Origin of the sequence: Nonomuraea maritima (genome assembly GCF_900100395.1) — a bacterium.
Lineage (GTDB): Bacteria > Actinomycetota > Actinomycetes > Streptosporangiales > Streptosporangiaceae > Nonomuraea > Nonomuraea maritima.
The window spans coordinates 64,155-88,595 of record NZ_FNFB01000026.1; the positions used below are offsets into that span (position 1 = coordinate 64,155).

General features: G+C 69.4%; 22 protein-coding genes. 11 read left to right on the forward strand and 11 right to left on the reverse strand.

The features are described from left to right. The first annotated feature begins 263 nt into the window (after positions 1-263). The 6 genes from iolC (at position 264) to BLR04_RS30405 (ending at position 6,713) form a co-directional block, all read left to right on the forward strand. On the forward strand, positions 264-1,214 hold the full coding sequence (gene iolC / locus BLR04_RS30380; RefSeq protein ID WP_090771719.1) for a 5-dehydro-2-deoxygluconokinase: 951 nt from the start codon (positions 264-266) through the stop codon (positions 1,212-1,214). Then, entirely contained in the window at positions 1,211-2,116 is a 906-nt protein-coding gene (locus BLR04_RS30385; RefSeq protein ID WP_393493700.1) for a Cgl0159 family (beta/alpha)8-fold protein, read from the forward strand. Before iolC ends, BLR04_RS30385 begins: the two co-directional genes overlap by 4 nt. After that, entirely contained in the window at positions 2,113-2,952 is an 840-nt protein-coding gene (iolB, locus tag BLR04_RS30390; RefSeq protein ID WP_090771721.1) for a 5-deoxy-glucuronate isomerase, read from the forward strand. The genes BLR04_RS30385 and iolB overlap by 4 nt, the downstream gene beginning before the upstream one ends. Continuing rightward, the gene (iolD, locus tag BLR04_RS30395; protein WP_090771723.1) at positions 2,949-4,811 is read left to right on the forward strand and encodes a 3D-(3,5/4)-trihydroxycyclohexane-1,2-dione acylhydrolase (decyclizing); all 1,863 of its coding nucleotides are present in this window, start codon (positions 2,949-2,951) and stop codon (positions 4,809-4,811) included. Before iolB ends, iolD begins: the two co-directional genes overlap by 4 nt. A 51-nt stretch (positions 4,812-4,862) precedes the next feature. Continuing rightward, positions 4,863-5,846, forward strand: coding sequence for an AI-2E family transporter (locus BLR04_RS30400; protein ID WP_245740722.1), 984 nt, complete (start codon positions 4,863-4,865; stop codon positions 5,844-5,846). Between the two features lie 219 nt (positions 5,847-6,065). Beyond that, on the forward strand, positions 6,066-6,713 hold the full coding sequence (locus BLR04_RS30405) for an HAD-IA family hydrolase (RefSeq protein ID WP_218129232.1): 648 nt from the start codon (positions 6,066-6,068) through the stop codon (positions 6,711-6,713). A 66-nt stretch (positions 6,714-6,779) separates the two neighbouring features. Here the strand turns inward: BLR04_RS30405 and BLR04_RS30410 are convergent, their stop codons facing one another. Then, positions 6,780-7,592 carry a DivIVA domain-containing protein gene (locus BLR04_RS30410; RefSeq protein WP_218129233.1) on the reverse strand — a complete coding sequence of 271 codons (813 nt, stop codon included), beginning with the start codon at positions 7,590-7,592 and terminating at the stop codon, positions 6,780-6,782. A gap of 114 nt (positions 7,593-7,706) precedes the next feature. Here BLR04_RS30410 and BLR04_RS30415 point away from each other — a divergent pair, with 114 nt between their 5' ends. Both BLR04_RS30415 and BLR04_RS30420 read left to right on the forward strand, forming a co-directional pair. Next, the gene (locus BLR04_RS30415) at positions 7,707-8,429 is read left to right on the forward strand and encodes an ABC transporter ATP-binding protein (protein ID WP_090771727.1); all 723 of its coding nucleotides are present in this window, start codon (positions 7,707-7,709) and stop codon (positions 8,427-8,429) included. Continuing rightward, the gene (locus BLR04_RS30420; protein WP_090771728.1) at positions 8,426-9,094 is read left to right on the forward strand and encodes a hypothetical protein; all 669 of its coding nucleotides are present in this window, start codon (positions 8,426-8,428) and stop codon (positions 9,092-9,094) included. Before BLR04_RS30415 ends, BLR04_RS30420 begins: the two co-directional genes overlap by 4 nt. A gap of 44 nt (positions 9,095-9,138) precedes the next feature. On the opposite strand, the gene rlmN is transcribed toward BLR04_RS30420, so the two are convergent. After that, complete coding sequence (rlmN, locus tag BLR04_RS30425; RefSeq protein WP_090771730.1) at positions 9,139-10,239, reverse strand: dual-specificity RNA methyltransferase RlmN; 1,101 nt, start codon at positions 10,237-10,239, stop codon at positions 9,139-9,141. Positions 10,240-10,357: 118 nt separating this feature from the next. Here rlmN and BLR04_RS30430 point away from each other — a divergent pair, with 118 nt between their 5' ends. Next, entirely contained in the window at positions 10,358-11,368 is a 1,011-nt protein-coding gene (locus tag BLR04_RS30430) for a suppressor of fused domain protein (protein WP_090771732.1), read from the forward strand. 7 nt (positions 11,369-11,375) lie between these two features. On the opposite strand, the gene BLR04_RS30435 is transcribed toward BLR04_RS30430, so the two are convergent. The 6 genes from BLR04_RS30435 to BLR04_RS30460 form a co-directional block, all read right to left on the reverse strand. Then, positions 11,376-12,215 (reverse strand): phosphatidate cytidylyltransferase, encoded by an 840-nt coding sequence (locus BLR04_RS30435; RefSeq protein WP_176903365.1) that lies wholly within the window; start codon positions 12,213-12,215, stop codon positions 11,376-11,378. A 105-nt stretch (positions 12,216-12,320) separates the two neighbouring features. Next, positions 12,321-12,878 (reverse strand): ribosome recycling factor, encoded by a 558-nt coding sequence (gene frr / locus BLR04_RS30440; RefSeq protein WP_090771734.1) that lies wholly within the window; start codon positions 12,876-12,878, stop codon positions 12,321-12,323. Between the two features lie 42 nt (positions 12,879-12,920). Next, entirely contained in the window at positions 12,921-13,619 is a 699-nt protein-coding gene (pyrH, locus tag BLR04_RS30445; RefSeq protein WP_218129234.1) for a UMP kinase, read from the reverse strand. A gap of 146 nt (positions 13,620-13,765) precedes the next feature. Further along, positions 13,766-14,599, reverse strand: a complete 834-nt coding sequence (gene tsf, locus BLR04_RS30450; protein ID WP_090771736.1) for a translation elongation factor Ts — start codon at positions 14,597-14,599, stop codon at positions 13,766-13,768. A 948-nt stretch (positions 14,600-15,547) separates the two neighbouring features. Then, positions 15,548-16,504 (reverse strand): 30S ribosomal protein S2, encoded by a 957-nt coding sequence (gene rpsB / locus BLR04_RS30455; RefSeq protein ID WP_090771737.1) that lies wholly within the window; start codon positions 16,502-16,504, stop codon positions 15,548-15,550. Positions 16,505-17,899: 1,395 nt separating this feature from the next. Beyond that, on the reverse strand, positions 17,900-18,538 hold the full coding sequence (locus BLR04_RS30460) for an ArsR/SmtB family transcription factor (RefSeq protein ID WP_090771784.1): 639 nt from the start codon (positions 18,536-18,538) through the stop codon (positions 17,900-17,902). Between the two features lie 263 nt (positions 18,539-18,801). Between BLR04_RS30460 and BLR04_RS30465 the strand changes: the two genes are divergently transcribed. Continuing rightward, entirely contained in the window at positions 18,802-20,202 is a 1,401-nt protein-coding gene (locus BLR04_RS30465; RefSeq protein WP_245740726.1) for an MFS transporter, read from the forward strand. Positions 20,203-20,739: 537 nt separating this feature from the next. After that, complete coding sequence (locus tag BLR04_RS42875) at positions 20,740-21,519, forward strand: M23 family metallopeptidase (protein ID WP_425413460.1); 780 nt, start codon at positions 20,740-20,742, stop codon at positions 21,517-21,519. A 75-nt stretch (positions 21,520-21,594) separates the two neighbouring features. On the opposite strand, the gene BLR04_RS30475 is transcribed toward BLR04_RS42875, so the two are convergent. The 3 genes from BLR04_RS30475 to dprA form a co-directional block, all read right to left on the reverse strand. Then, positions 21,595-22,476, reverse strand: coding sequence for a tyrosine recombinase XerC (locus BLR04_RS30475; protein ID WP_090771743.1), 882 nt, complete (start codon positions 22,474-22,476; stop codon positions 21,595-21,597). 81 nt (positions 22,477-22,557) lie between these two features. Further along, entirely contained in the window at positions 22,558-22,959 is a 402-nt protein-coding gene (locus tag BLR04_RS30480; RefSeq protein ID WP_218129236.1) for an NUDIX hydrolase, read from the reverse strand. 109 nt (positions 22,960-23,068) lie between these two features. Further along, positions 23,069-24,400, reverse strand: coding sequence for a DNA-processing protein DprA (gene dprA, locus BLR04_RS30485; protein ID WP_245740724.1), 1,332 nt, complete (start codon positions 24,398-24,400; stop codon positions 23,069-23,071). Positions 24,401-24,441: the final 41 nt, after the last annotated feature.

Genomic DNA, 24,441 nt, shown 5'->3' on the forward strand with positions numbered 1-24,441 from the left:
CGCACCATGCACATCCTCCGACGAGTCCCGAAAGGGGAGTAGCCATGGGCCAATATGTCATGACATGTAGATGACGTAAAGGCTCGGCAAACCCGGAAAGTGCCCACACGCTGCACTTTCGAGCCAAGAGGGCGGACCTCGTTGTCCGAAAGTGCGCGCGCCTCCTGACGGCGGCGAGGAGCACAAGACGCAACATAGTGGACATCCGAATGTCATGACAATATGCCATAGTGTCGAACGTAGGCTCCGTACCAGGAGGTGCTTTGTACGACCTGATCACATTCGGTCGCTGCGGTGTCGACGTCTATCCGCTCCAGACCGGCGTCGGCCTCGCCGACGTCGAGACCTTCGGCAAGTTCCTCGGTGGCAGCCCCACCAACGTCGCCGTCGCCGCGGCACGCCACGGGCTGCGCTCCGCCGTGATCACCGCTGTGGGAGCCGACCCGTTCGGCGAGTACGTACGCCGGGCCATCCGCGGCTTCGGCGTGGACGACGTCTTCGTGCACACGATCGAGGGTCCGGCCACGCCGGTGACCTTCTGTGAGATCTTCCCCCCCGATCACTTCCCCATCTACTTCTACCGCGGCGAGCACCCGCCCGACCTGCGGATCGACCCCTCCATGCTCGACCTGGACGCGATCGCCCGCACCGACCTGTTCTGGTTCTCGCTGACCGGGCTGAGCAAGGAGCCGAGCGCCGCCGCCCACCACGCGGCGCTGGCCGCCCGCACCGCCGCCTCCCCCGGCGGGTGGACGGTCTTCGACCTCGACTACCGGGCGAACCTGTGGGAGTCGCGCGAGGCGGCCCACGAGGCGGCCCGCCTGGCCCTGCCGCACGCGACCGTCGCGGTCGGCAACCTCGACGAGGTCGAGGTCGCCGTCGGCGTCCGCGATCCCGAGGCCGCCGCCCAGGCCCTGCTCGACGCCGGCGTACGCGTCGCGATCGTGAAGATGGGCCCCGAGGGGGTGTTCGCGCGCACCGCGGAGGAGAGCGCGCGGGTGGAGCCCATGGAGGTCAAGGTCGTCAACGGGATCGGCGCGGGCGACGCGTTCGGCGGCGCGCTGTGCCTCGGGCTGCTGCGCGGCTGGCCGCTGGAGCGCACCCTGCGCTTCGCCAACGCCGCCGGTGCGTTCGTCGCCACCCGCCTGGCCTGCGCCGACGCCATGCCGACGACCGTCGAGGTGGAGGATCTGCTGAACGAGGTGCCCTCTTGAGCGACATCACGCTGTCCAGGACGACCGGCTACGAGCGGATCACCCACATCCGCGCCACGAACCCGGAGGAGATCCACGCCGCGGCCGTCCGCCGGCAGCGGCGCGGTCTGCCGACCGAGGACGAGCGGATGCTGATCATCGCCGCCGACCACCCCGCTCGCGGCGCCCTCGGCGTCCGCGACCGGCCGTTCGCCATGGCCAGCCGCGCCGACCTGCTCGACCGCCTCCAGCTGGCGCTGTCCAGGCCCGGCGTCGACGGCATCCTCGCCGCCCCCGACATCCTGGAGGACCTGCTGCTGCTCGGCGCGCTGGAGGGCAAGCTGGCCTTCGGCTCCATGAACCGCGGCGGCCTGCAGGGCTCGGTGTTCGAGCTGGACGACCGCTTCACCGGCTACGACGCCCCCACGATCGACGCCATGCGGCTCGACGGCGGCAAGATGCTCTGCCGCATCGACCCCGCCGACCACGCGACCGTGGCCACGCTGGAGTCGTGCGCGCACGCCGTCACCGGCCTGGCCCGCAGGCGCCTGGTCGCCATGGTCGAGCCGTTCTGGTCGGGCCGTACCGAGTCGGGAGCCGTGCGCAACGACCTGTCGCCCGACGCGGTGATCCGGGCGATCAGCGTCGCCCAGGCGCTCGGCGTGACGTCGGCCTACACCTGGCTCAAGATCCCGGCGGTGGCCGAGATGGAGCGCGTCATGGCCGCCACCACGCTGCCGGCCCTGCTCCTCGGCGGCGACCCGCCCGACATCGACGCCGCCTTCGCCGACTGGCACCGCGCGCTGAGCCTGCCCGGCGTACGCGGCCTCGTCGTCGGGCGCGCCTTGCTCTATCCTCCCGACGACGATGTGGCGAGCGCCGTGGACGGAGCCGCGGCGCTGGTGCGAAAGGCGCGAGCATGACCTACCTCCCGTACGGCAAGGCCGCCGCCGACCCATGGTCGGTGGAGATCACACCGTCGGCGGCCGGCTGGACGTACTCCGGGCTGCGGGTCGTCGACCTGGCCGACGCCCCGGTGTCGTTCGACACGGGCGAGGAGGAGATGCTCGTCCTGCCGCTCGCGGGCTCCTGCACCGTGACGCTGCCGAACGACGTCTTCCCCCTCGCCGGGCGGCCATCGGTGTTCGACGGGCCCTCCGACTTCGCGTACGTGCCGATCGGCACGCGGGTGACGCTGGAGGGCGCAGGCCGCGTCGCCCTGCCCTCCGCGCGGGCCACCCGCGCGCTGCCGCCCCGCTACGTCGCCGCCGCCGAGGTCCCGGTCGAGCTGCGCGGCGCGGGGCAGGCCAGCCGCCAGGTCAACAACTTCTGCGCCCCCGGCGTCTTCGAGTGCGACAAGCTCGTGGCCGTCGAGGTGCTCACCCCCGGCGGCAACTGGTCGTCCTATCCCCCGCACAAGCACGACACCCCCAACCCGGGCGAGGCGGTGCTGGAGGAGATCTACTACTTCGAGGTGGCCGACCAGGGCGTCGGCTACCAGCGGGTCTACTCCTCCGAGCGGGGCCGCATCGACACCCTCGCCGAGGTCTCGTCGGGCGACGTCGTCCTGGTGCCGTACGGCTACCACGGCCCGTCCATGGCCGCCCCCGGCTACGACCTCTACTACCTGAACGTCCTCGCGGGCCCGGCCGACGAGCGGTCGATGGCGTTCTGCGACGACCCGCGCCACGCCTGGATCCGCTCCTCGTGGGACCACCAGCTCATCGACACCAGACTGCCGTTCGGGAGGACCTCATGACCCGCCTGACCGTCGCCCAGGCCGTCGTACGCTTCCTGGCCGCGCAGTGGAGCGAGCGCGACGGCGTCGAGCGCAGGTTCTTCGCCGGATGCACCGGCATCTTCGGCCACGGCAACGTGGCCGGCATCGGGCAGGCCCTCGCCACCGCCGGCGACGACCTGCCCTACTACCTGAGCCGCAACGAGCAGGCCATGGTGCACACCGCGGCCGGCTACGCCCGTGCGAGCAACCGGCTGGCCACGCTGGCCTGCACCACGTCGATCGGTCCCGGCGCGACCAACATGATCACCGGTGCGGCGGCCGCGACGATCAACCGGCTGCCCGTGCTGCTGCTGCCCGGCGACATCTTCTCCACCCGCGTGGCGGGGCCGGTGCTGCAGGAGCTGGAGGACCAGCGCTCGTACGACATCTCCGTCAACGACTGCCTCAAGCCGGTCTCCCGCTACTGGGACCGGATCAACCGTCCCGAGCAGCTCCCGTCCGCGCTGCTCGCGGCCATGCGGGTGCTCACCGACCCCGCCGAGACCGGCGCGGTCACGCTGGGCCTGCCGCAGGACGTCCAGGCCGAGGCGTTCGACTGGCCCGACGAGCTGTTCGCCCGCCGCGTCTGGCACATCCCGCGCCCCCGCCCCGAGCGGTCGGCGCTCGCCAGGGCCGCGGAGCTGATCAGGTCGTCCTCCCGCCCCCTGATCGTCGCCGGAGGCGGCGCGCTCTACAGCGAGGCCACCGACGAGCTGCTCGCCTTCGCCGAGCGGTACGGCGTCCCCGTGGCCGAGACGCAGGCGGGCAAGGGCGCGCTGCCCCACGGACACCCGCTCGCCCTCGGAGCCATCGGCGCGACGGGCACCACCGCCGCCAACACCCTGGCCCGCGAGGCCGACGTGGTCATCGGCGTGGGCACCCGCTACAGCGACTTCACCACGGCGTCCCGCACGATCTTCGCGCCCGACGCCCGCTTCGTGAACCTCAACATCACCGGCTTCGACGCGGCCAAGCTGTCCGGTGTGCAGCTGGTCGCCGACGCCCGCGAGGGTCTCGCCGACCTGGCCGAGGCGTGCACGGGCTGGGGCACCCCGGCGGCCTACCGGGAGCGGGCCGGCGAGCTGATCCGGGCCTGGGACGTAGCCGTCGACGCGGCGTACGGGGTCGACGGCACCCCGATCTCGCAGGCCGCGCTCATCGGGGCGGTCAACGCGGCCGCCGGCGAGGACGGCGTCGTGGTGTGCGCCGCCGGGTCGATGCCCGGCGACCTGCACAAGCTCTGGCGCCCCAGCGGCCCGGGCAGCTACCACGTCGAGTACGGCTACTCATGCATGGGCTACGAGATCGCCGGCGGGCTCGGCGTCAAGATGGCGGCCCCGGAGCGCGAGGTGTTCGTGCTGGTGGGCGACGGCTCCTACCTCATGATGTCCCAGGAGCTCGTCACCGCCGTCTCCGAGGGCGTCAAGCTGGTCGTCGTCCTGGTGGACAACTCCGGGTTCGCCTCCATCGGCCGCCTGTCCGAGAGCGTCGGCGCCGAACGTCTCGGCACCGCCTACGCCTACCGCGGCGACGGCAGGTTCGACGGCGGGCCGCTGCCGGTCGACCTCGCGGCCAACGCGGCCAGCCTCGGCGCGACCGTGCTGCGTCCCGAGTCGGTCGCCGACCTGCGCAAGGCTCTCGACGCGGCCCGCGCGTCCGACGAGACCACCGTCGTCTACGTCCGTACCGACCGGATGGCCGACGACGTGCCGTCCTCCGAGGCGTGGTGGGACGTGCCGGTCGCGCAGGTCGCCACCACGAGCGCCACGGAGGCGGCGCTCGCCGGATACAGCGCGGGCAAGCGCGACCAGCACCCGCACCTGGCTCCGCCCGTGTGAGCACGATCTCCCCGGGGAACGCCACTGACCGGGCGTTCTAGGGGGGCTGGGATGGGGCCGTGGCGGCTGCTCGGGTGGTTCGGGGTGACCGCCGTGGTCCTGTTCTGTCTGTACCACGCGCGTACGGTGGCGATGTCGATCATCATCGGCGTCTTCCTCACGGCGTTGCTGCTGCCACCGGCGCGCTGGCTCAGAAGGCGCGGCCTGAACAGCGCGGCGGCCACGTCCGTCGTCTTCGTCGGCTGGCTGCTGCTGGCCGGCGGGCTGATCGCGTTGCTCGTGCCGCCCACCGTCGCCAGCGTCACCGAGCTGCAGACGAGCCTCGGCCAGGTGCTCGACGACCTGCACAACCTCGCCGCCCGGCTCGGTCTGGACGACCAGCGGATGCTCCAGCAGGCCCGCGACTACATCTCGACGCGCGGAGGCCAGATCACCACCGGCGCGCTGGCCGGGGTCAAGACGGTCGGCGAGATCGTGATCGGCGCGATCCTCGCCATCATCCTGTCGGTCTACTTCGTGCACGGCGGCGACCGGCTGTTCCGCTGGCTCCTCGACCTGGCCCCCATCCGGGCCAGGTCGCGCCTGGCGGAGGCCGGCGACCTGATCTTCGACGTGATCGGCCGCTACATCCGCGGGGTGGCGCTCGTCGGCCTGGTCGACGGGTTCTTCATCGGCATCGCCCTGTGGATCCTCGGCGTGCCGATCGCGCTGCCGCTCGCCGTGCTGACGTTCGTCGGGGCGTTCCTGCCGGTGGTGGGCGCGCTGATCGCGGGCCTGCTGGCCGCCGTGGTGGCGCTCGTCGCCAAGGGCTGGCTCGTGGCGCTCATCGTCGTGGCGGTGACCATCGCGGTGCAGCAGATCGAGGGCCACGTCCTCGCCCCCCAGATCTACGGCAAGGCCCTCGACCTCCCCGGCGCCGTCATCCTGGTGGCGATCGCCCTGGGCGGCGTCGTAGCCGGCATCACCGGCGCCTTCCTGGCAGCCCCCGTCACCTCCGTCATCGTCGCCCTCGTCCACAACCACCGCCACGCATGATCGCCACCCCTCCCCCACACAAGACCCGCCCCCAGCAACCACCGCCCTCACACCAAACCCGCTCAGAGCGCTCGCCGACCTCACACACCCCCACACAAGACCCGCACTGAGTGATCGCCGCCCTCACACACAAGACCCGCACAAAGCAACCACCGCCCTCACACACGCCACCCCGCTCAAGACCCGCACCGAGTGATCGCCGCCGTCATGATGGGTGGTATGCGATGGGTTACGTTCGACTGTTTCGGCACCCTGGTCGACTGGCGGCACGGCATCTCCACCAGCGCCGAGCTCATCGCCCCCGGGCAGGGGGCGCGGTTGCTGGAGGCGTACAACCGGCACGAGCACGCCGTGGAGGCCGAGTCGCCTGGGTCGCGCTACCGCGACGTCATGGCCGAGGCACTGCGCAGGGCGTGCGCCGAGGAGGGGGTGCGGCTGAACCCCGACGACGCGGGCGTGCTGGCCGCCACGCTGCCGTACTGGCCGGTGTTCGCCGAGGTCGGCGGCGAACTGTCCGCGCTGCGCGAGGCCGGATGGCGGCTCGCCCTGCTGACCAACTGCGACCGCGACCTCGTCGCCGAGACCCGGCGGCGGCTGCCCGTGCCGTTCGACGCCGTGGTGACGGCCGAGGACGCGGGAGCCTACAAGCCGGCCCACGACCACTTCGAGCTGTTCCGGAACACGTACGAGCCGGAGACGTGGGTGCACGTCGCCCAGAGCTACTTCCACGACATGGAACCCGCGTACCGGCTGGGACTGGCGCGAGTGTGGATCAACCGCCTGGGCGACCTGCCGTCCGACAGGACAGTGGTCCCGCACATCCAGTCAGACCTGCACAACCTCCTCGCCGCAGTAGAAACCGCCTGAACCCGCCGTACGGCACTCACACCGCCGTCACGCGGACCGCGTTTCGTCGGCGGGGCGGCTGTGCGGTCAGCGCTGCGGCTCGCGCCTGAACCACAGGCCGGGGACGTTGGTGTCATCAGCGGCACTCGGCTCAGGAAGCCGCTGGGACGCCACGGCGGCACGGTTCGGTTCCCGGAACCGCTGGGACGCCACGGAAGGATTCGGGTCACGGAACCCCTGGGAAGCCACAGCTGGATTCGGATCACGGAACGTCTGGGAAGCCACAGCAGGATTCGGGTCGCGGAAGCGTTGCGCGAGCAGGTGGGCCCCGCTCTGCTCGCGGAACCGCTGCGCCAGCAGCTCGGCGCCGCTCGGCTCCCGATGCCGCTGCTCCAGCACGTCGGCGATGTCGGAGAGGAAGGCGTCGACGTCCACGACGAGATAGCCCGAGCGAACCACCACGGTCGAGAACTTCGCCTCCCGCACCTCCAGGGCCGTCACCGGGTACTCCGTCGTGCCGCGCAGCGTGGCCACGATCCGGTCGAGGAAGGCGTCGACCTCGTCCTCGTTGTAGCCCGCCCCCCAGCGACCGGCGCGGAAGGCGACCCGCTCGACCCGCGCCGCCTGCGTCTCGAACCACTCCTCGCGAATCATGTCGCCGGTCGGTTCGGCCATGGCCAGCCGTACGGGCCGCCTGGCCTGCGTCTCCAGAGCCACGACGAACGCCTCAAGAGCGAAGTCGACCGCGATCTCCTGGTATCCGCCGCGCTTGGCCCGGAACGTCGCCCTGCGCACCTCGTCAGCGGTCACGGGCTCCAGAACGTGCGGGCCCCGGCCGAGGGTCGACTCGATCCGCCCCACGAGGGCGTCCACCTCGACGGGGTCATAACCCGAACGCATGCCCATGACACGCGGAAAGCGGTTCAACCTCACTCCTCTTGACCTGTGCTGAGGCCCATCTATTGTCGGACCTTTATCCCCAGCATGCGACCTGACTTATAGGGTTACCCGATCATGAGACTGTCCAGTGTGTCGTTTCGCTACCGAAAACGTGAACACTTTGTCATCACGGACGTTGATGCGCGCCTCTTCCCTGGCGAGGTGATCGAGCTCACCGGTACGAACGGGGCGGGCAAGTCCACTCTGCTCCGCCTCCTGGCCGGGCTCACCCGTCCGACCTCTGGCGTGATTCTCGACCGTCCCGCGGTCGTCGGCTTTGCCCCCGACCGGTTCCCGACGGCCCAGCCGTTCACGGTTACGACGTACCTGCGGCACATGTCCCGCGTACGCGGCGGCGCCCGCTGGGAGCCCTGGGCCGAGCGTCTCGGCATGGGGCACCTCATGAACACCTCCCTGCGCGACCTGTCGAAGGGCAGCGCGCACAAGGTCGGCCTGACGCAGGCGCTGATGGCCGATCCTCAGCTGTTGATCCTCGACGAACCCTTCGCCGGCCTCGACGCCGACACGCGGAAGACGCTGCCCGTGATCGCGTCCGAGGTGGCGGACCGGGGCGGGATCGTCGTCGCCAGCGACCACCAGAGCGGCCTGCGCGACCTGCCCGCCCTGCGCCACTGGACCCTGCGGGACGGCCACCTCGACGCGGACGCGCCCGCCACCGGATGGGACACCGAACACGTCACCGTGGCCGTCACCCTCCCGGCCGCCGACCTGCCGCGCTTCCTGACCAGGATGCGTGAGGACGGCTACGGCGCCCACGAGATCGAGGAGGCCGTGTGATCGCCCTGACCGGCTTCCGTCTGGCCGCCTACATCCGTTCCCACCGCGTCTACCAGGCCCTTCTCCTGACCATGGCGCTGCTGGCCATCCTGTACGGCAGCCGGGCCCCGGCCGGCGCGGAGACCGCCGTGCTGACCGACGGAGCCGTCCTCATCATCCCGGTCCTCGCCTGGGCGGCGCGAAGCCTGCTCGACACCGAGCCTGACACGCAGCGCGAGCTGTCGGCGGTCCAGGTGGGCGGGCGGGGCAGAGAGATCGCCGCGGGCCTGCTGGCGGCGTTCGCGGCGTGCGCGGCACTCGCGGCTTTCGCCCTCCTCTGGGCGCTCCTGCTGGGCATCACCGGCTCCCCGTCGCCCGGTGTGCTGGGGGCCGTGGTGCTCCTGAACCTGCTCGCCACGCTGACCGGCACCGCGCTCGGCGCCCTCACCAGCCGCAGCCTGCTCCCGTCGCCGGCCGTATCGATCACGGCCCTGTTGCTCGGCTTCATGGTGATGCTGCTGGTCAGCTCGTCGTCGCTGTACTGGCTGACGGTGCCGCTGCTCACCTGGATGAAGGCGGCGAACGCCGGCGACCTCCTCGACCGGCTCCCCGAACTCACCGCGATCTCGCTGGCCTGGTGCACAGCAGGCCTGTCGACGTACGCGTGGCTACGCCACCGTACGTAACCTCGCGTACAGCGCCCCTCACCGGCGATGGGCGCGGAACGGCTTTATTCGGCGGCGGCGAGCTGGCCGCAGGCGCCGTCGATCTCGCGGCCGCGCGTGTCGCGCACCGTCACCGGCACCCCGTGGAACTGCAGCCGCCGCACGAACGCCGCCTCGTCCTCCGGCCGCGACGCCGTCCACTTCGAGCCGGGGGTCGGGTTGAGCGGGATGAGGTTGACGTGCACGAGCTTGTTCTTGACCAGCTTGCCGAGCAGGTCGGCCCGCCACTCCTGGTCGTTGATGTCCTTGATCAGCGCGTACTCGATCGAGACCCGCCGCTTGGTCCTGGCCGCGTACGCCCAGGCGGCGTCGAGGACCTCGGCCACCTTCCACCGCGTGTTGATCGGCACGAGCGTGTCGCGCAGCTCGTCGTCGGGGGCGTGCAGCGACAGCGCGAGCGTCACCGGCAGCCCCTCGTCGGCGAGCTTGCCGATCGCGGGCACCAGCCCGACGGTGGAGACCGTCACCCCGCGCGCGGAGATGCCGAGCCCGTGGGGAGCAGGCTCGACCAGCCGCCGGACCGCGCCGATCACCTGCTTGTAGTTGGCCAGCGGCTCGCCCATGCCCATGAACACGACGTTGCTCACCCGTCCGGGCCCGCCCGGCACCTCACCGGACGCCAGCGCACGGGCGCCCGCGACGACCTGCTCGACGATCTCGGCGGTCGACATGTTGCGCGTCAGCCCTGCCTGCCCGGTCGCGCAGAACGGACAGTTCATGCCGCACCCGGCCTGCGACGACACACACATCGTGGCCCGGTCGGGATAGCGCATGAGCACCGACTCGACCAACGCGCCGTCGAACAGCCGCCACAGCGTCTTACGGGTGGTGCCGCGGTCGGTGGTGAGCTCGCGCACCGGCGTGAGCAGGCTCGGCAGCAGCGCCCCGAGCTTCTCCCTGGCCGCCGCCGGCAGGTCGGTCATCGCCGCGACGTCGGTGGTGAGCCGCTCGAAGTAGTGGCGCGAGAGCTGGTCGGCGCGGAACGCCTTCTCGCCCAGCTCCACGACCGCCGCCCGCCGGTCGGCCATCGACAGGTCGGCCAGGTGCCGTGCGGGCTTGGCTCGCCGGGGCGCGACGAAGGTGAGCTGACCTGGAGGCTGGGACACGTTGCTGCCTTTGCTTGAGGGGTTCTCGACCAGGGTAGTGAACGTTCGGATCGGAAGCGGAATTCCTGGTCACGTCGCACTCGCGTCCTGGTCTCCACCCGATCTACAGTCATCTCGTATGGCGATTTTTCGGTCGGCATCCGGCGCGGGCGGCACCGAGGTCGTCCTCGCTGTCGGCAACCCGTACGGGAGCCGGACGCTCGTGGTCGAGCGGGACGAGGACTCCTCGGTAGCTTACCTGTGCTCACCGGACGGTTCCGTGCACGGAGCCGTCTGGCTGGCGAACCACCGGCCCGCCCCGCCCGTGGTCGACCTGGCGCGGATCAACGCCGGTCTGCCGCCGTTGATGCCCCGTCCCAACACCCTGCATCCCGAGGGGCGCAGGCCGCTCGGACAGCTCAGCGCGCTGTGGTTCGAGGAGGGCGACGGCGTGGCCCTCTACGAGAACGACGAGCTGCTCGCCGTCATCCCGGGCTGGGCCGACATGCGCAGGGGAATGCCGGGCTACGCGCGCGACGCGGTCGGCGAGACGCCGTTCGCGTGGGCGCTGCAGGAGGCGCTGGAAGGGTTACAGCCCCGTATCTCGAACGCCAGGTCCTTCTGGCGCTGGCGCCACAGCGAGGGTGCGTGGCCGTCGCTCCAGCAGTTCGTCATGGGACACCTCGACCTGGCGCTGGGTCCGGCGGCCCGCTACTGGGACGCGAGCGGCGACCGCCTGCCGACCGTGGGCATCACCGAACGCCCGCCACACGGCGACCGCGCGTACACCGTGCTGTCGACGGTGGGGATGAGCTGCCAGCGCATGCCGACGGTGGAGCAGTGGATCGACAGGCCCGGCGCGTACGCCCGCATCGAGCTGGCCGTGGCGACCCGCGACGACCCGCGCGACGCCGCGCTGCTGCTGGTGTGGCTGGCGCAGTACCCCTGGCACTCGGTCACGTGGCTCGGTCACGGACACACGGCGAAGTGGTACCACGAGCCGTCCACGTTCCCGTTGGGTCCGCAGTATTCGGGGGTGCTCATGCAGGCGAACCCACCCCACATGCCCGACATGTCAGGATTCGCCTTCGGCGGGGAGAACGTACGGTGGCTCTGGCTGTCCCCCGTCACCACCGAGGCCCTGCGCTGAACGACGGTCAGAGGAACAGCGTCATCAGCACCCAGACGGGCACCAGCGTCGTCACGAGCGAGTCCAGACGGTCCATCAGGCCGCCGTGCCCGGGAAGGATCGTGCCGAGGTCCTTGATGCCGAGATCGCGCTTGATGATCGACTCGATCAGGTCGCCCAGGGTGGCCAGCGGCGCCGCCAGCGCGCCGATCAGCGCACCCTGCCAGATCTCGCCGCCGAGCAGCCACGTCACCAGCCACGCGCCGACCACGGTGCACGCGACGAGCGACCCGGCGAAGCCCTCCCACGTCTTGCGCGGGCTGATCGCCGTCATCGGATGCCGTCCGAACAGCACGCCCGCGGCATAACCGCCGGTGTCACTGGCCACGGTGATCGCGATGAAGACGAGCACGCGATGGTCACCGTCGGGAGCCTTGAGCAACAGCGCCACGAACGTGCTGAGTAACGCGGGATAGAACAGGATGAACACGGACGCCGACGCGTCACGTACGAAGCCCTCGGTGCCGGCGGTGAACATCCGCCAGATCAGCAGGACGAACGCGAAGACAGCGAACGCGGCGAGTAACCACGACGCGCCCAGCCAGTAGGCGGCCGCCTGCATCGCGACCAACCCCGCCAGCGCCGGCACGACCGGGACCTTGATGTCACGGGTCGCGAAGGCCTTCGACAGCTCCATCACGCCGACGCCGACGGCAGCCACGACCACCACGAGGAACAGCTCTTTGACGGTGTAGAGCGTGCCAAGGACCAGCGCGCCCAGCACCAGACCGACCGCGATCGCCGCCGGCAGGTTCCTTCCGGTACGGCTGCCGCCGCTCGAACTGGTGCCAGCCGTACGTTCTTCCACTGAGAATCTCCATGTGCCACGGCCCCCGCCACCGGGGCGAGGGCCGTAGATGATGCTGACCCGCTCGCCGGGGCCGTCCGACGCGGCCCTTCGTCGCGGCGCCGCTCAGACCTCGAGCAGCTCGGCTTCCTTGTGCTTGAGCAGCTCATCGATCTTGGCGACGTGCTTCTGGGTGAGGTCGTCGAGCTCCTTCTCTGCCCGCCTGACCTCGTCCTCGCCCGCCTCGCCGTCCTTGATCATCTTGTCGAGGACTTCCTTGGCGGAGCGGCGGATGTTGCGTACCGACACCTTGGCGGCCTCACCCTTGTTCCGGGCGACCTTGATGTAGTCCTTGCGGCGCTCCTCGGACAGCTCAGGGAACGTCACACGGATCACCTGGCCGTCGTCGGTCGGGTTGACGCCAAGGTCGGAGTCGCGGATGGCCCTCTCGATCGCGCCCATCGAACTCTTGTCGTAGGGCTGGATGATGACCATGCGCGCCTCGGGCACGTGGAAAGACGCCAGCTGCTGGATCGGCGTCGGCGTGCCGTAGTACTCAGCACTGATCTTGTTGAACATCGAGGGGGTGACGCGGCCCGTACGGATGCTCGCGAAGTCCTCCTTCGCGACCGACACGGCCTTGTCCATCTTCTCCTCGGCTTCGAGGAGGGTTTCGTCGATCACAGCGGCTCCCTGTCTACTAGCTGGCGGTATCGGGCTCGCTCGTCATTTGCCTGCGGGACTCACCAGCGTGCCGATTTTCTCACCGCGTACCGCTCGCAGGATGTTGCCCTCGCCCATGAGGTCGAAGACCACGATCGGCAGGTCGTTGTCCTTGCACAGGCTGATCGCGGTGGCGTCCATGACAGCGAGGTCGCGCAGCAGCACCTCGCCGTAATCGAGATGGTCGAACCGGACCGCGTCGGGGTTCTTGCGTGGATCGGAGTCGTAGATGCCGTCAACCTGGGTGCCCTTGAGCAGCGCCTCGGCGCCGATCTCCAAGGCCCGCTGGGAGGCCGCGGTGTCGGTGGAGAAGTACGGCGAGCCGAGCCCTGCGCCGAAGATGACCACGCGGCCCTTCTCCAGGTGCCGGATCGCACGGCGCGGCAGGAACGGCTCGGCCACCTGCTGCATGGTGATGGCGGTCTGCACGCGCGTCTCCACGCCGCGCCGCTCGAGGAAGTCCTGCAGGGCCAGACAGTTGATGACCGTGCCCAGCATGCCCATGTAGTCGGCCCTGGCGCGGTCGATGCCGCCCTGCGACAGGGTGGCGCCGCGGAACATGTTGCCGCCGCCGACCACGACGGCGACCTGCACGCCCTCCTTGACCGCCTCAGCGATCGAGTCGGCCAGGTGGTCGACGACGCCCGGGTCGATGCCGAGCGGCTCGTTGCCGGCGAACGCCTCTCCGGACAGCTTCAGCATCACCCGCTTCCAGCGAAGCGGGATGTGCGGGTCTAGCGATGAGGAAGCCGCCGTCCGTGTGGATTCGTGGGCTGACTCCCGGTGGTCCTGCACGGCGGCGGCCTCCTTCAATCGGTGGATCGTTCGAGCTCGAAGCTTGCCTAAGCCTAAGCCTGACCGACCTTGAAACGGACAAATGCGAGGATCTCAACGCCATTCTCGGTGGCGTACTTGCCCACGCTCTTCTTGTTGTCCTTCACGAAAGCCTGCTGAAGCAGCGTGAAGTCCTTGTACCAGCCGTTCACGCGGCCCTCGACGATCTTGCCGATGGCGGCCTCGGGCTTGCCCTCCTCGCGGGTCATCTCCTCGAAGAGCTTGCGCTCCTTCTCGACGACCTCGGCGGGGACGGACTCCGGCTTGAGGTACTGCGGCGCCATCGCGGCAGCGTGCTGCGCGACGTCCTTGGCGACATCGGCGTTCGGCTTGTCGAGCTGGACGAGCACGCCCACCGCCGGCGGCAGCGCCGGGTCGGTCCTGTGCATGTAGGCGCCGATGTAGCCACCCTCCAGCACCTGGAACCGACGGATCTCGATCTTCTCACCCAGCGCGGCGTTGGCGACGTCGAGGTGCTCCTTGACGGTCTTGCCGTCGAAGGAGGACTCGAGCAGCGCCGCTACGTCGGCCGGCTTGGTCTCGAGGATGTGCGCCACGACCTGGGCCGCGAGCTCCTGGAAGCGCTCGCCCTTGGCCACGAAGTCGGTCTCGCAGTTGAGCTCGAGCAGCGCCGCGGCGGAGTCGCCGTCCTGCTTGAGCGCGACCAGACCGTTCGAGGCGGTACGAGCCTCGCGCTTGCCGACGTCCTTGGCGCCCTTGAGGCGCAGGAGCTCGATGGCCCGGTCGAAGTCGCCCTCGGACTCCTCCAGCGCCTTCTTGCAGTCCATCATGCCGGCAGCGGTGATCTCGCGAAGCCGCTTGACGTCGGCCATGTTCACGGAAGCCATTGCTCTTTTTCCTTGTGGGATTTCGTCGTCGTCATCGTGGATCGGGCGGGCGCCGGTATCCGGCCACCCACCCTAGGGTCGTACGGCGGGCGCGTGCCGTACAGGCGCTCCGGGCCCAACTCAGCCCGTCTTGTGCAACTTCGCTCGCTTCGCCAGGGCATCCGCCAAGCCTCTTTCCTCAGCCCAGCACCCCGACCGAACTCAGCTCGCACTCCGCCCGGCACACCCCGATCTCGGCCGGCCCAGCTCGGCGTTCTGCCTGGCTCGGCACTCCACCCGGCACACCGTCGGACTTCGCTCGCTTCGCCCTGGCGCTCTGCCCGGCTTCGCTCACTCTGCCCAGCAACCACTGAGCTTCGCCTGCCCGTTCGGCGTGCTGCCGGCTTCGTTAACCTCGCTCGACATACTGCCCAGCCTCGCCTTGGCCTACCGCCTCAGCTCGGCACCGCCTCACGACCAGCTCACGCCCTCGCTCCAACTGAACCTCAGCGCCAGCAGCCGCCTCGACCGGATCCGAGCCTCGGAAACCCCGCAGCTCCGACCGTTCGGCCAAGCCGGTGCCGACCTTACGGCGGCACCCAACCGTGGAACCCAGGTCAAGCGCTTCAGCACCCGGCAACGCCGGGCCTTCTCAACCGCTTCGCCCCATGCCCCGGTCGAGGCCGTCAGGCTCGGCCAGGTCGGCCACCGCTGTCTCGCCGTGGCATCGATCTGGCCGACCCGTCCGGCCGGCTTACGGCCTCAGCCCTGAAGTGGCCCGTCCGGTGAGTCTCGCCCCGGGCTCAGCTGATGCCGATCCCGGACGCGTTCCCCGCCTGACGAAGCCTCCAGGGCCGTGGCCACCGGTGGTTCGCCCTTATTCAGCTGTAACGTCTCGTTGCTGCCCGCTTGGCGGGAGCGCCTGCCTGCCCCGACACGCGGGACAGGCTCGCACCCAACCGAGAGGCGTCAGGCCTGCTGCTCGGTCTCGCCCTCGGCAGCAGCCTCGGCGGGAGCAGCGGCCTCGGCCGGAGCAGCCTCAGCAGCGGCCTCGGCCGGAGCAGCCTCGGCAGCAGCCTCAGCCGGAGCAGCCGCCTCAACGGTCTCCGCCGGAGCAGCGGCGGTCTCCTCGGCCGGAGCAGCCGCCTCAGCGGTGCCCTGCTCGATGAGCTCACGCTCCCACTCGGCCAGCGGCTCGGCAGCGGCCGGCTTCTCGTCACCGCGAGCGGCGCCGGAGCGAGCCATCAGACCGGCCGCGACACCGTCGGCGACAACCCGCGTCAGCAGGCCGACGGCGCGGATGGCGTCGTCGTTGCCCGGGATCGGGTAGTCGACCTCGTCGGGGTCGCAGTTGGTGTCGAGGATCGCGACGACCGGGATGCCAAGCTTCTTGGCCTCGCTGATCGCGATGTGCTCCTTCTTGGTGTCGACGACCCACACGGCGCTGGGCACGCGACCCATGTCACGGATACCGCCGAGCGTGCGCTCGAGCTTGTCCTTCTCGCGGCGCCGCATGAGGAGCTCCTTCTTGGTGAGCCCCGAGCCGGCGACGTTGTCGAAGTCGAGCTCCTCGAGCTCCTTCAGGCGCTGCAGGCGCTTGTGCACGGTGGAGAAGTTGGTGAGCATGCCACCCAGCCAGCGCTGGTTGACGTACGGCATGCCGACCCGGGTCGCCTGCTCGGAGATGGCCTCCTGCGCCTGCTTCTTGGTACCGATGAAGAGGATCGTGCCGCCGTGGGCGACCGTCTCCTTCACGAAGTCGTAGGCGCGGTCGATGTACGACAGCGACTTCTGCAGGTCGATGATGTAAATGCCGTTGCGCTCGGTGAAGATGAAGCGCTTCATCTTCGGGTTCCAGCGCCGGGTCTGGTGGCCGAAGTGAACGCCGCTCTCGAGCAGCTGTCGCATGGTGACGACGGGGGCCATGATCTGGTCCTCCAGGTCTGGGCGTCCTGCGGATGGACGCGGTTTTCGGTTATGCCGCAGCAGCGCGTGGTCTGCCGCCCTGATGCCCCGAGCCCGCACCCGCCGGGCCGTGGCCCGGACCGATGGCGCGGTCCGCAATGGGGCATGCGAAGTCGGCCTGTGAGTCACAGGCCACCGGAAAGTCTACCTCCCGCACCGCCCCCGGCTGACCGCCTGCGGTCAAACAGACATCCCGCCCCTCGCTCACCACCATTCCACCAACACCGCAAACCCACCCCAACCCCCCTACAACACTCACCAGGCCGCGACCTCCGACCCACGATCAAGCACCCCGCAGCAACCGCCCCACCGCACCCACCCAGCCCGCGCCCCATGGACACGCAACCCCTACTACGCACATGCGCGCGAGGGACACCACCCACAGCGGACGCCGCACGCATGCGGCCCAACACGGTCCACGCGTATACCGACGCCAACAGCCATCAAGGGCACGCCCGCCGCAACAGAACCCACCCGGGCCCACACCTAGCGGAGGCCCCGTCCACGCGACATCAACAGCACCCACACGCATGCCGACCTACCCCGGACAGACCATTCGCGACGAACGGACACCCTCACACGCCGCCCCGACACGCCCCGCCCATGCCAGCCTCAACAAACCCCACACATGCCGACCCACCCCGTGCAGAACGTCCCCGACAGTCGACCGCTTCGCATGCTGCCCCAGGCACACACCCCATAGGCCAGCCGCAGCAGATCCCGCTGCATACCGACCCGCTGTGGGCGCGCCAGCCGCACAACCAGGGCGCACGCCGACTCCGGCCTGAACATCCGAAGGTCACTGTCTGACGACGGGGCGGCCGCACCCCGTCAGCAGCCACACGGCCCGCGGACGGCGGCCTCCAACGACCCCGAACAGACCCCAAGCGCGGGCCGGGCCACAGCAGACCCCCGCCACCATGCACCTCAACATCCGAACGTCACCGACTGGCGACGGGTGGCCGCACGCTGTCAGCAGCACACGCCCCGAGGACGGCGGCCTCGGACAACCCCTACAAACCCCAAGCGATGACGGCCACAGCAGAACTCGCGCCACCACGCATCAGCAATGCCGGCGCCCATGCCGTCCCGGCGACGAGAGATAGGCACCACGCACCTGGCGACGAGAGATGGGCACCGCGCCGCTGCGGCGAAGTCACCCGGATGTCCAGCCCCATGCCACACGCCGACCGGCCTGACATCGACCGGCCTGACATCTGACGCCACCCCCTCGCCACAGCCCGATGCACACAGCCCGGCGCCAATCAGCCGGGACGTCCAGCGCCGCCGCTATACATCCGACCCGACGCCCACCGACCAGACCAGCAAGCCAACGCCGCCCCTATGCGCCCACCCTCATTCGCTCAGCCCTGCGCTCGCACCTCGAGCGTCGTGATCTTCGGTGGGCAGCCCAGGAACCGGCCTGCTCACCATCGGGAACAGGTTGATCTGCGCCTCGACGAACCTCGCCCCCTCCGGCGCGTCCTCCTCACTACGGGTCTTGGCAATGTACGACTCGATCAGCTGCTCGATCTCGACCGCCAGTTGCGCCAGTTCCGCGGCACTGACCCGGAGCCGGAACCGGCTGAACCGAGTCGCGTCCTGCCACTCCTTCGGTTCCCGGTCGATGTTCGCCAGGGCCCGGCGCGCCTCTTCGTTGGCGTCTCGCCGGAGCGCCTCCATCACCAACACCTTGGCGTCCTTGACCTCCGGCGAGTCATCCGGCTGCACCCCGACGTGAAAGCCCTTGTGCGCGGGCCTCCACAGCCGCTCCCTGCCATCACCCCGTGGAGGCGCATCCTCCACGAACCCGTATTTGGCCAACATCCGCAGGTGGTAGCTGGCGGCACTGGGAGTGATCCCCGCAGTTTCCGCAACCTCAGTGGCAGTTGCACTGCCCCCCGCACTCAGCCTGTTCAGAATGCTCAACCTCGCCGGGTGAGCCAACGCCCGCATCGCCTTGGGATCACTGAGGTCCTCGGTGTGCCGCGTCATGCGCCAAAGGTACCAATCCGAGACATGAAGGATTGCCTTCATAACTATGAAGGAGTACTTTCACATCTATGAAGCGTTCCCTTCACAACTCCCCGGCCCCTCGACCCACCTCGTCCCTCGCCTTATCTTCGAACCCCGAGCCTTCCCCCACCTCCTCAGAGACAGCTCCGCCCTCCGCTCGCCTCTCGAACACAGCAGCCCCCGACACTCCACTCACGACGACTTCCAGCCACTCCTCCAGCCCCGACCAGCCGCAGCGCCCACTGTGGAAGCAGCGTGACTATCGCCTGCTCTGGACCGCACGAACGACTTCGATCACCGGCTCAGAAGTCTCCAAGTTGGCCATCCCCTTGACCGCGGTCACCCTGCTGACCGCCTCCCCCGCCCAGATGGGGCTCCTGACCGCCGCTGCCTTCGTACCGGCCCTGTTGTTCAGCCTCCAGGCAGGCGCCCTCGCCGACCGGCTCCGCCGTCACCGTCCGGTGATGATCGCTTGCGAACTTGTCTCCGCCGCCGCCGCGGCCACGATCCCGCTCGCTTGGGTGCTGGGGCTTCTCAATGTCACCTGGTTGATCGTCGTGGCACTGATGATCGGATCGGCTGGGGTCCTCTTCAAAGCGGTGAACTTCCCCCATGTGGTGGGCATGGTGGCCGCCGACCAGCGGACCGCGGCGATGGCCGGTTTCCAGTCCTCTTACTCGGTGGCCTCTGTCAGCGGCCCTGGCCTGGCCGGCCTCCTGGTGCAGCTCCTCACGGCCCCGCTCGCCGTACTGGCTGAGGCGTTGTCCTTCCTGACCTCAGCCCTGCTGCTCCACAGAATCCGGACTCCCGAGAAGAACACCCCCGCCGCGTCGCGCGGTATGGGTCGCGACGTCGTGCAGGGCCTGAGAACCAGCGTCACTCACCCCGTTCTGCGCGCTCTGCTCGGTGCCGGCGTCACGATCAACTTCTTCGCCATGGCTTACACGTCCGTCTACATGCTCTACATGCTGGACACCCTCAACATCCCGAACAGCATGATCGGCTTCCTCATAGCTCTGAGTGGCGTGGGCGGTCTGCTCGGCGCCTGGGCGACGTCCCGCTTGTCCAAGCGCCACGGGGAGGACCGCCTCCTGCTCTACTCCGTGATCTTCTTCCCGCTCGACATCCTCGCGGTCGGTCTGCTCGGTGGCCCGCTCTGGTGGAAACTGTCGCTGCTCGCTCTCACCGGGACCATCACCGGCGGCATCGTCGTCACCTTCTCCACATGCCTGGGCGCCATCACCCTGCGGGAGAGCTCGCCCGAGCTTCGCGGCCGGGTGAACGCCACCATGACCTTCGCCGTTCAGGGAGTGCTGGCGCTCGGAGGTCTCGTCGGCGGCTTCGTGGCCGAACTGATCGGTCTTCGCCCAGTCATCCTCATCTGCGCGGCCGGCATCGCTCTCAGCAGCGTCTGGATCTGGACGTCACCCATCCGTCCTGATCGCTCCGAGCGCCGCACTTCGCGCCCTGACCCGTCACCTCGACGCTCGACCGCAAGCCCTCACTCCGAGAGGCCGACGCTCAGCACCGGCCTCATGCCCTCCCATCCCCGCAGGAGGGCGTACGACCACTTCGCAGCTCAGTCGTCTTTCCGTCAATCCGTAGAGCACTTGATCGTTCGCAGCCGTATTCGGTGGCTCTAGCGGCCGCACCGGCACGTCCCATCATGCCCGCTCCGCGAAGCTCCTCGGTCCCGTCGTCCACAGGCAGCGAACGCCCTGACGCCTCTATCCACAGAACGCGGTTCACTTCTCCGCCGCCGATGCCGCTGCGGCGACACTCGCGCCATGAACGTCACTCCCACCGCCACACCGCTGAGGGACGCGGATGCGGCAAACAAGAGGTCCAAGGCGACTTGTGCCCCGACCACCACCTCGTCACCGGGTCGCCCCTTCACGAGGGAAGCGTCGCAGACGCCGGTCACAGCGATCGGCCTGCTGACCGAAGTTCAACGCAGAGCAGCCCGCCTACGGACATCGATGCGCCGCCGGGCGGCCATCCTGCTGATCCTGATCACCACAGCACTCGCTCTACCGGTGCAAACTCTCCCAGCGCGAGCATCCCCCGCGACCTGGCGCTGGCCGCTCGACGGCCACCCCCGAGTCCTACAGCGTTTCGCGCCTCCTCCTGAGCCATGGCTCGCCGGTCACCGCGGCATCGACTTGGCCGCGCCCCCGAAGATGCCGGTGGTGGCGGCCGGCGCGGGCACCATCCGCTTCGCCGGGGCTGTCGGAGGGAGGGGCGTGGTGACCATCGACCACCCGAACGGGCTGCGCACGACGTACCTCCCTGTCGAGCCCTCTGTCCGCCAAGGCCAAACCGTCACGCCCGGAACCCTGCTGGGCGTCCTGGCGACCTCGAAACCCCACTGCCACGAGTCGTGTTTGCACTGGGGTCTCATCCGTGACGGCCGCTACCTGGACCCGCTGCTTCTCCTGGGGCAGGTCCTCACCCGGCTACTCCCCTTCTGGGAGTCGCCTCCGGCGACGGCACCCCTTCCGGCTCGCGCTGTCATCCGGCAGCGAGGCAACGCTCCGACGCCCCATCAAGGTTCTGTGGCCGGCGCAACCCCACGACCGCAACCGAATCGCATCGCCGGCCCTCCATCAGCACGACAGATCTCGACAGCAGTCGCGTCAGGAGAACCATCGTCCGAAGACGTCAGGCAAGGCCTTGGCACCACCTCGTCGACGTCATCCGCCCATGTACACCGCGAAGTCGCACGCCGCGAGGCCCGAAAGCCCTCGACCCCGAGCTTGCTGCTGACCGGCTGGGGTGTGTCGATCCCGACTGATCCCGCCATTGGGCTCGGCATGCTGTTGGGCGCCATACTCGTGGTCCTCGCGGTACGCCGAGCACGCGACCGCCGCTCGAACCGTCGCGCCCCTGCTAGAGGCCAGCACCGCAAAGGACGCCGCAGAACCCGGTCCCGCAGACGCCGCCCTACACGGTGCCCATAGACCCAGGAGAGCGGCACGCGGAAGCCTTCTCCTGGGCGTGCCCATCCGCCACTAGCCGGACTCCCGGTGCAGCCGTCACGCCCTTGGGTGTGCCTGGCGGTACGCCGTTCTGAGGCGGTCGATGGAGACGTGGGTGTAGATCTGCGTGGTGTTCAGGGAGGCGTGACCGAGTAGTTCCTGGACGCTGCGGAGGTCCGCACCACCCTCGAGCAGGTGTGTCGCCGCGGTGTGGCGCAATCCGTGCGGTCCCATGTCGGGCGCGCCCTCAACCGTGGACAAGCGGGCGTGCACCACCCGGCGTACGGTTCCCGCGTCGATACGCCCGCCCCGAACCCCCAGGAAGAGCGCCGGCCCCGATCGTGCCCGCACCCACAGCGGGCGGCCATGGATGCACCACCGATCGAGCGCACGCAGCGCGGGCTGTCCGAACGGCACCGTGCGTTCCTTGCGTCCCTTGCCGAGCACTCTGATGACGTTCCGTTCGCGGTCCACGTCATCGACGTCCAGCGCGCACAGCTCACCGACCCGCACACCAGTCGCGTACAGCAGCTCGAGCAGCGCCTGGTCTCGCAGCTCTTTGGGGTCATCCGTGGGAGGCACGCTCAGTGCGGCCGTCGCCTGCTTCTCGTCGAGCACGACAGGCAGCGGCCGGGGCGACTTCGCGCTGCCGAGCAACAACCCAGGGTCCGTGGGCAGCCACCCCCGGCGGTGGCAGTACGCGGTGAACACACGTGCGCAGGCGGTCCTGCGTGCCAGAGTCGCCCGCGCCTTTCCTGACGCATGCTGATCGGCCAGCCACCGTCGAAGGGCACCGATGTCGAGCCCTTCGAGCTGCCCACCCATGTGATCGAGCAGGGAGCTTACGTCGGCCAGATAGGCACGAACCGTATGAGGAGAAAGATCGCGCTCCAGCCGCAAGTACCGCCCGAACTCGCTGACAACCTCGTCCCTGTCCACGCCCGCCCCTTAGTTGGCCGTCGCCATGGACGCCGGCAGCTTCGGTCGTCCTTGACTCCTCCAGATATTGAACCCCGGGACTCAGCGGAGATGACCGAGTTGGTGCAGGTGGTCGAAGATGGCCTGGTTGGCCGGGGACACCCGATGCCGGTCGGCGTAACCGAGCCAGGCCACTTCTTCGATCTCGCCGCTCGGCGTCGGCAATCCGCGGTGGTCGGCGCTGTAGCACGTGATCCGAACGGTGACTCCCGCCGCCTTGCCGTGCGCCGGCGCCTCGAAGGCGCCCAGTTGGACGGCCGTCGCGGGGTCGATCGTGACGGTGAGTTCTTCCTTGATCTCGCGGACGAGTGTGTCGAGGTCGGTTTCGCCGCTTTCCCGTTTGCCGCCGGGGACGTAGTAGACGTCCTTGCCTCGCGACCTGGCGCTGAGGATCTTCCCGTTGTCCAGGTGGACCCAAGCGATCTTGTCGATGATGCTGTTCAACCGTGTTCCCGCTGTCGAAGGGATGGGTGTGCGGGTCCGCGAGTGAGCCCATCGCATCATCGCATCCGACGACTTCGCGGTGACGGGCAGGAGCGCGTACGGCGCATCGTCAGGCCGGAGACGTCGCGCAGTCGTCTGGATATGGCGGGGTTTCGTCAGGGTCGGGCGCGGGAGCCGGAGGAGGGTCGAGCACTGCCGATTCCGCCGCCTTCCGGTACGACACCGTCTGCTTGCACAACCGCCAGCCGTTCGCCGAACGCTCGATGTAGCCCGCGGCTGCCAGACCACCCAGGGCGCTCAACGTCACGTCAAGGCCGACCCCGGCCGCCACCGCGATCGACGCCGGCCCCGCTCCCCCTCGGGCGGGAATCGCGTCGAGCACCCGTTTCGTCACTTCGTTGAGCTTGTCACGAGGTCGGCCCGGCACCTGGACGTGCGGGGCGAGGTCGTCACCCATCACACCGACGAGATCGATCATCTCTTCAGGGGACGTGACGCAGACCGCCTTCCGTTCGCGGAGAAGTCTGTGGCATCCGGCCGACATCTCCGACGTGATCGGCCCGGGAACCGCACCGAGGTGCCTGTTGAGGGTGAGCGCGTGCGCGGCGGTGTTGAGCGCCCCACTCCGGACCGCCGCCTCCACGACGACCGTGCCCCGCGAGAGCGCGGCTATCAGCCGGTTACGGATGAGGAAGCGGGCCCGAGTCGGATGAACACCAGGCGGGCACTCGCTGATCACCGCGCCCTGAGCCCGCACGTCCGCGAACAAGGTGTTGTGACCGCGCGGATAGCAGACGTCGACGCCGCACGCCAGAACCACGATCGTGGGTGAACCCGCCACCAGCGCTCCCCTGTGAGCGGCTCCGTCGACGCCGAACGCCCCGCCCGACACGACGGTCCAGCCGGACTCGCTCAGGCCGACGCCGAACTCCGCCGCGATGTGCGACCCGTACGACGTGGCTGCTCTGGCCCCGACCACGGCCACGGATCTGAGACAGGCGAGGCGGAGATCCGCCGAACCGCGGACCCACAGGCCGAGTGGGCGTCCGGCACCCAGTTGGTCGAGCTGGGTCGGCCAGGCCGGCGTGCCAGGGATGATCAACCTTGCTCCGGATCGCTCACCGGCTTCGAGGTCAGCCGCCGGGTTGACCGCGGCGAGGCGGGCGTACCAGGCGTTGAGGCGAGCGGTCAGGTCAGGCGGACGCTCCTGGGCGGCCTCCTCGGCGGCGAACTTCGCAGGCAGCGCCCGGTTGCGGATCGCCTCCACCGCCGCCGGAGCCCCGTACGCGTCGACGAGACGGCCCATGACCGCGTCGCCGACATCGGCGGCACGCATGAGCGCGACCCTGGCCTCGGCATCCTGTTCGGATCTCGGGCCGGACCGGATCTGCTGGGGAGGAACGTCTTCTCGCACGACGAGCGAGAGGTCAGTTCTGGTCACGGCGTCTCCTTGTGCGTACGGAGGGGGAAGAACCCTCGGCG

What these genes read in the sequence shown, in the direction of transcription:
- iolB (WP_090771721.1), top strand. Translation starts at nt 2,113, where the DNA reads ATGACCTACCTCCCGTACGGCAAGGCCGCCGCCGACCCATGGTCGGTG.
- iolD (WP_090771723.1), top strand. Translation starts at nt 2,949, where the DNA reads ATGACCCGCCTGACCGTCGCCCAGGCCGTCGTACGCTTCCTGGCCGCG.
- BLR04_RS30400 (WP_245740722.1), top strand. Translation starts at nt 4,863, where the DNA reads ATGGGGCCGTGGCGGCTGCTCGGGTGGTTCGGGGTGACCGCCGTGGTC.
- BLR04_RS30405 (WP_218129232.1), top strand. Translation starts at nt 6,066, where the DNA reads ATGCGATGGGTTACGTTCGACTGTTTCGGCACCCTGGTCGACTGGCGG.
- BLR04_RS30410 (WP_218129233.1), bottom strand. Translation starts at nt 7,592, where the DNA reads ATGCGTTCGGGTTATGACCCCGTCGAGGTGGACGCCCTCGTGGGGCGG.
- BLR04_RS30415 (WP_090771727.1), top strand. Translation starts at nt 7,707, where the DNA reads ATGAGACTGTCCAGTGTGTCGTTTCGCTACCGAAAACGTGAACACTTT.
- BLR04_RS30430 (WP_090771732.1), top strand. Translation starts at nt 10,358, where the DNA reads ATGGCGATTTTTCGGTCGGCATCCGGCGCGGGCGGCACCGAGGTCGTC.
- pyrH (WP_218129234.1), bottom strand. Translation starts at nt 13,619, where the DNA reads ATGCTGAAGCTGTCCGGAGAGGCGTTCGCCGGCAACGAGCCGCTCGGC.
- tsf (WP_090771736.1), bottom strand. Translation starts at nt 14,599, where the DNA reads ATGGCTTCCGTGAACATGGCCGACGTCAAGCGGCTTCGCGAGATCACC.
- rpsB (WP_090771737.1), bottom strand. Translation starts at nt 16,504, where the DNA reads ATGGCCCCCGTCGTCACCATGCGACAGCTGCTCGAGAGCGGCGTTCAC.
- BLR04_RS30460 (WP_090771784.1), bottom strand. Translation starts at nt 18,538, where the DNA reads ATGACGCGGCACACCGAGGACCTCAGTGATCCCAAGGCGATGCGGGCG.
- BLR04_RS42875 (WP_425413460.1), top strand. Translation starts at nt 20,740, where the DNA reads ATGCCGGTGGTGGCGGCCGGCGCGGGCACCATCCGCTTCGCCGGGGCT.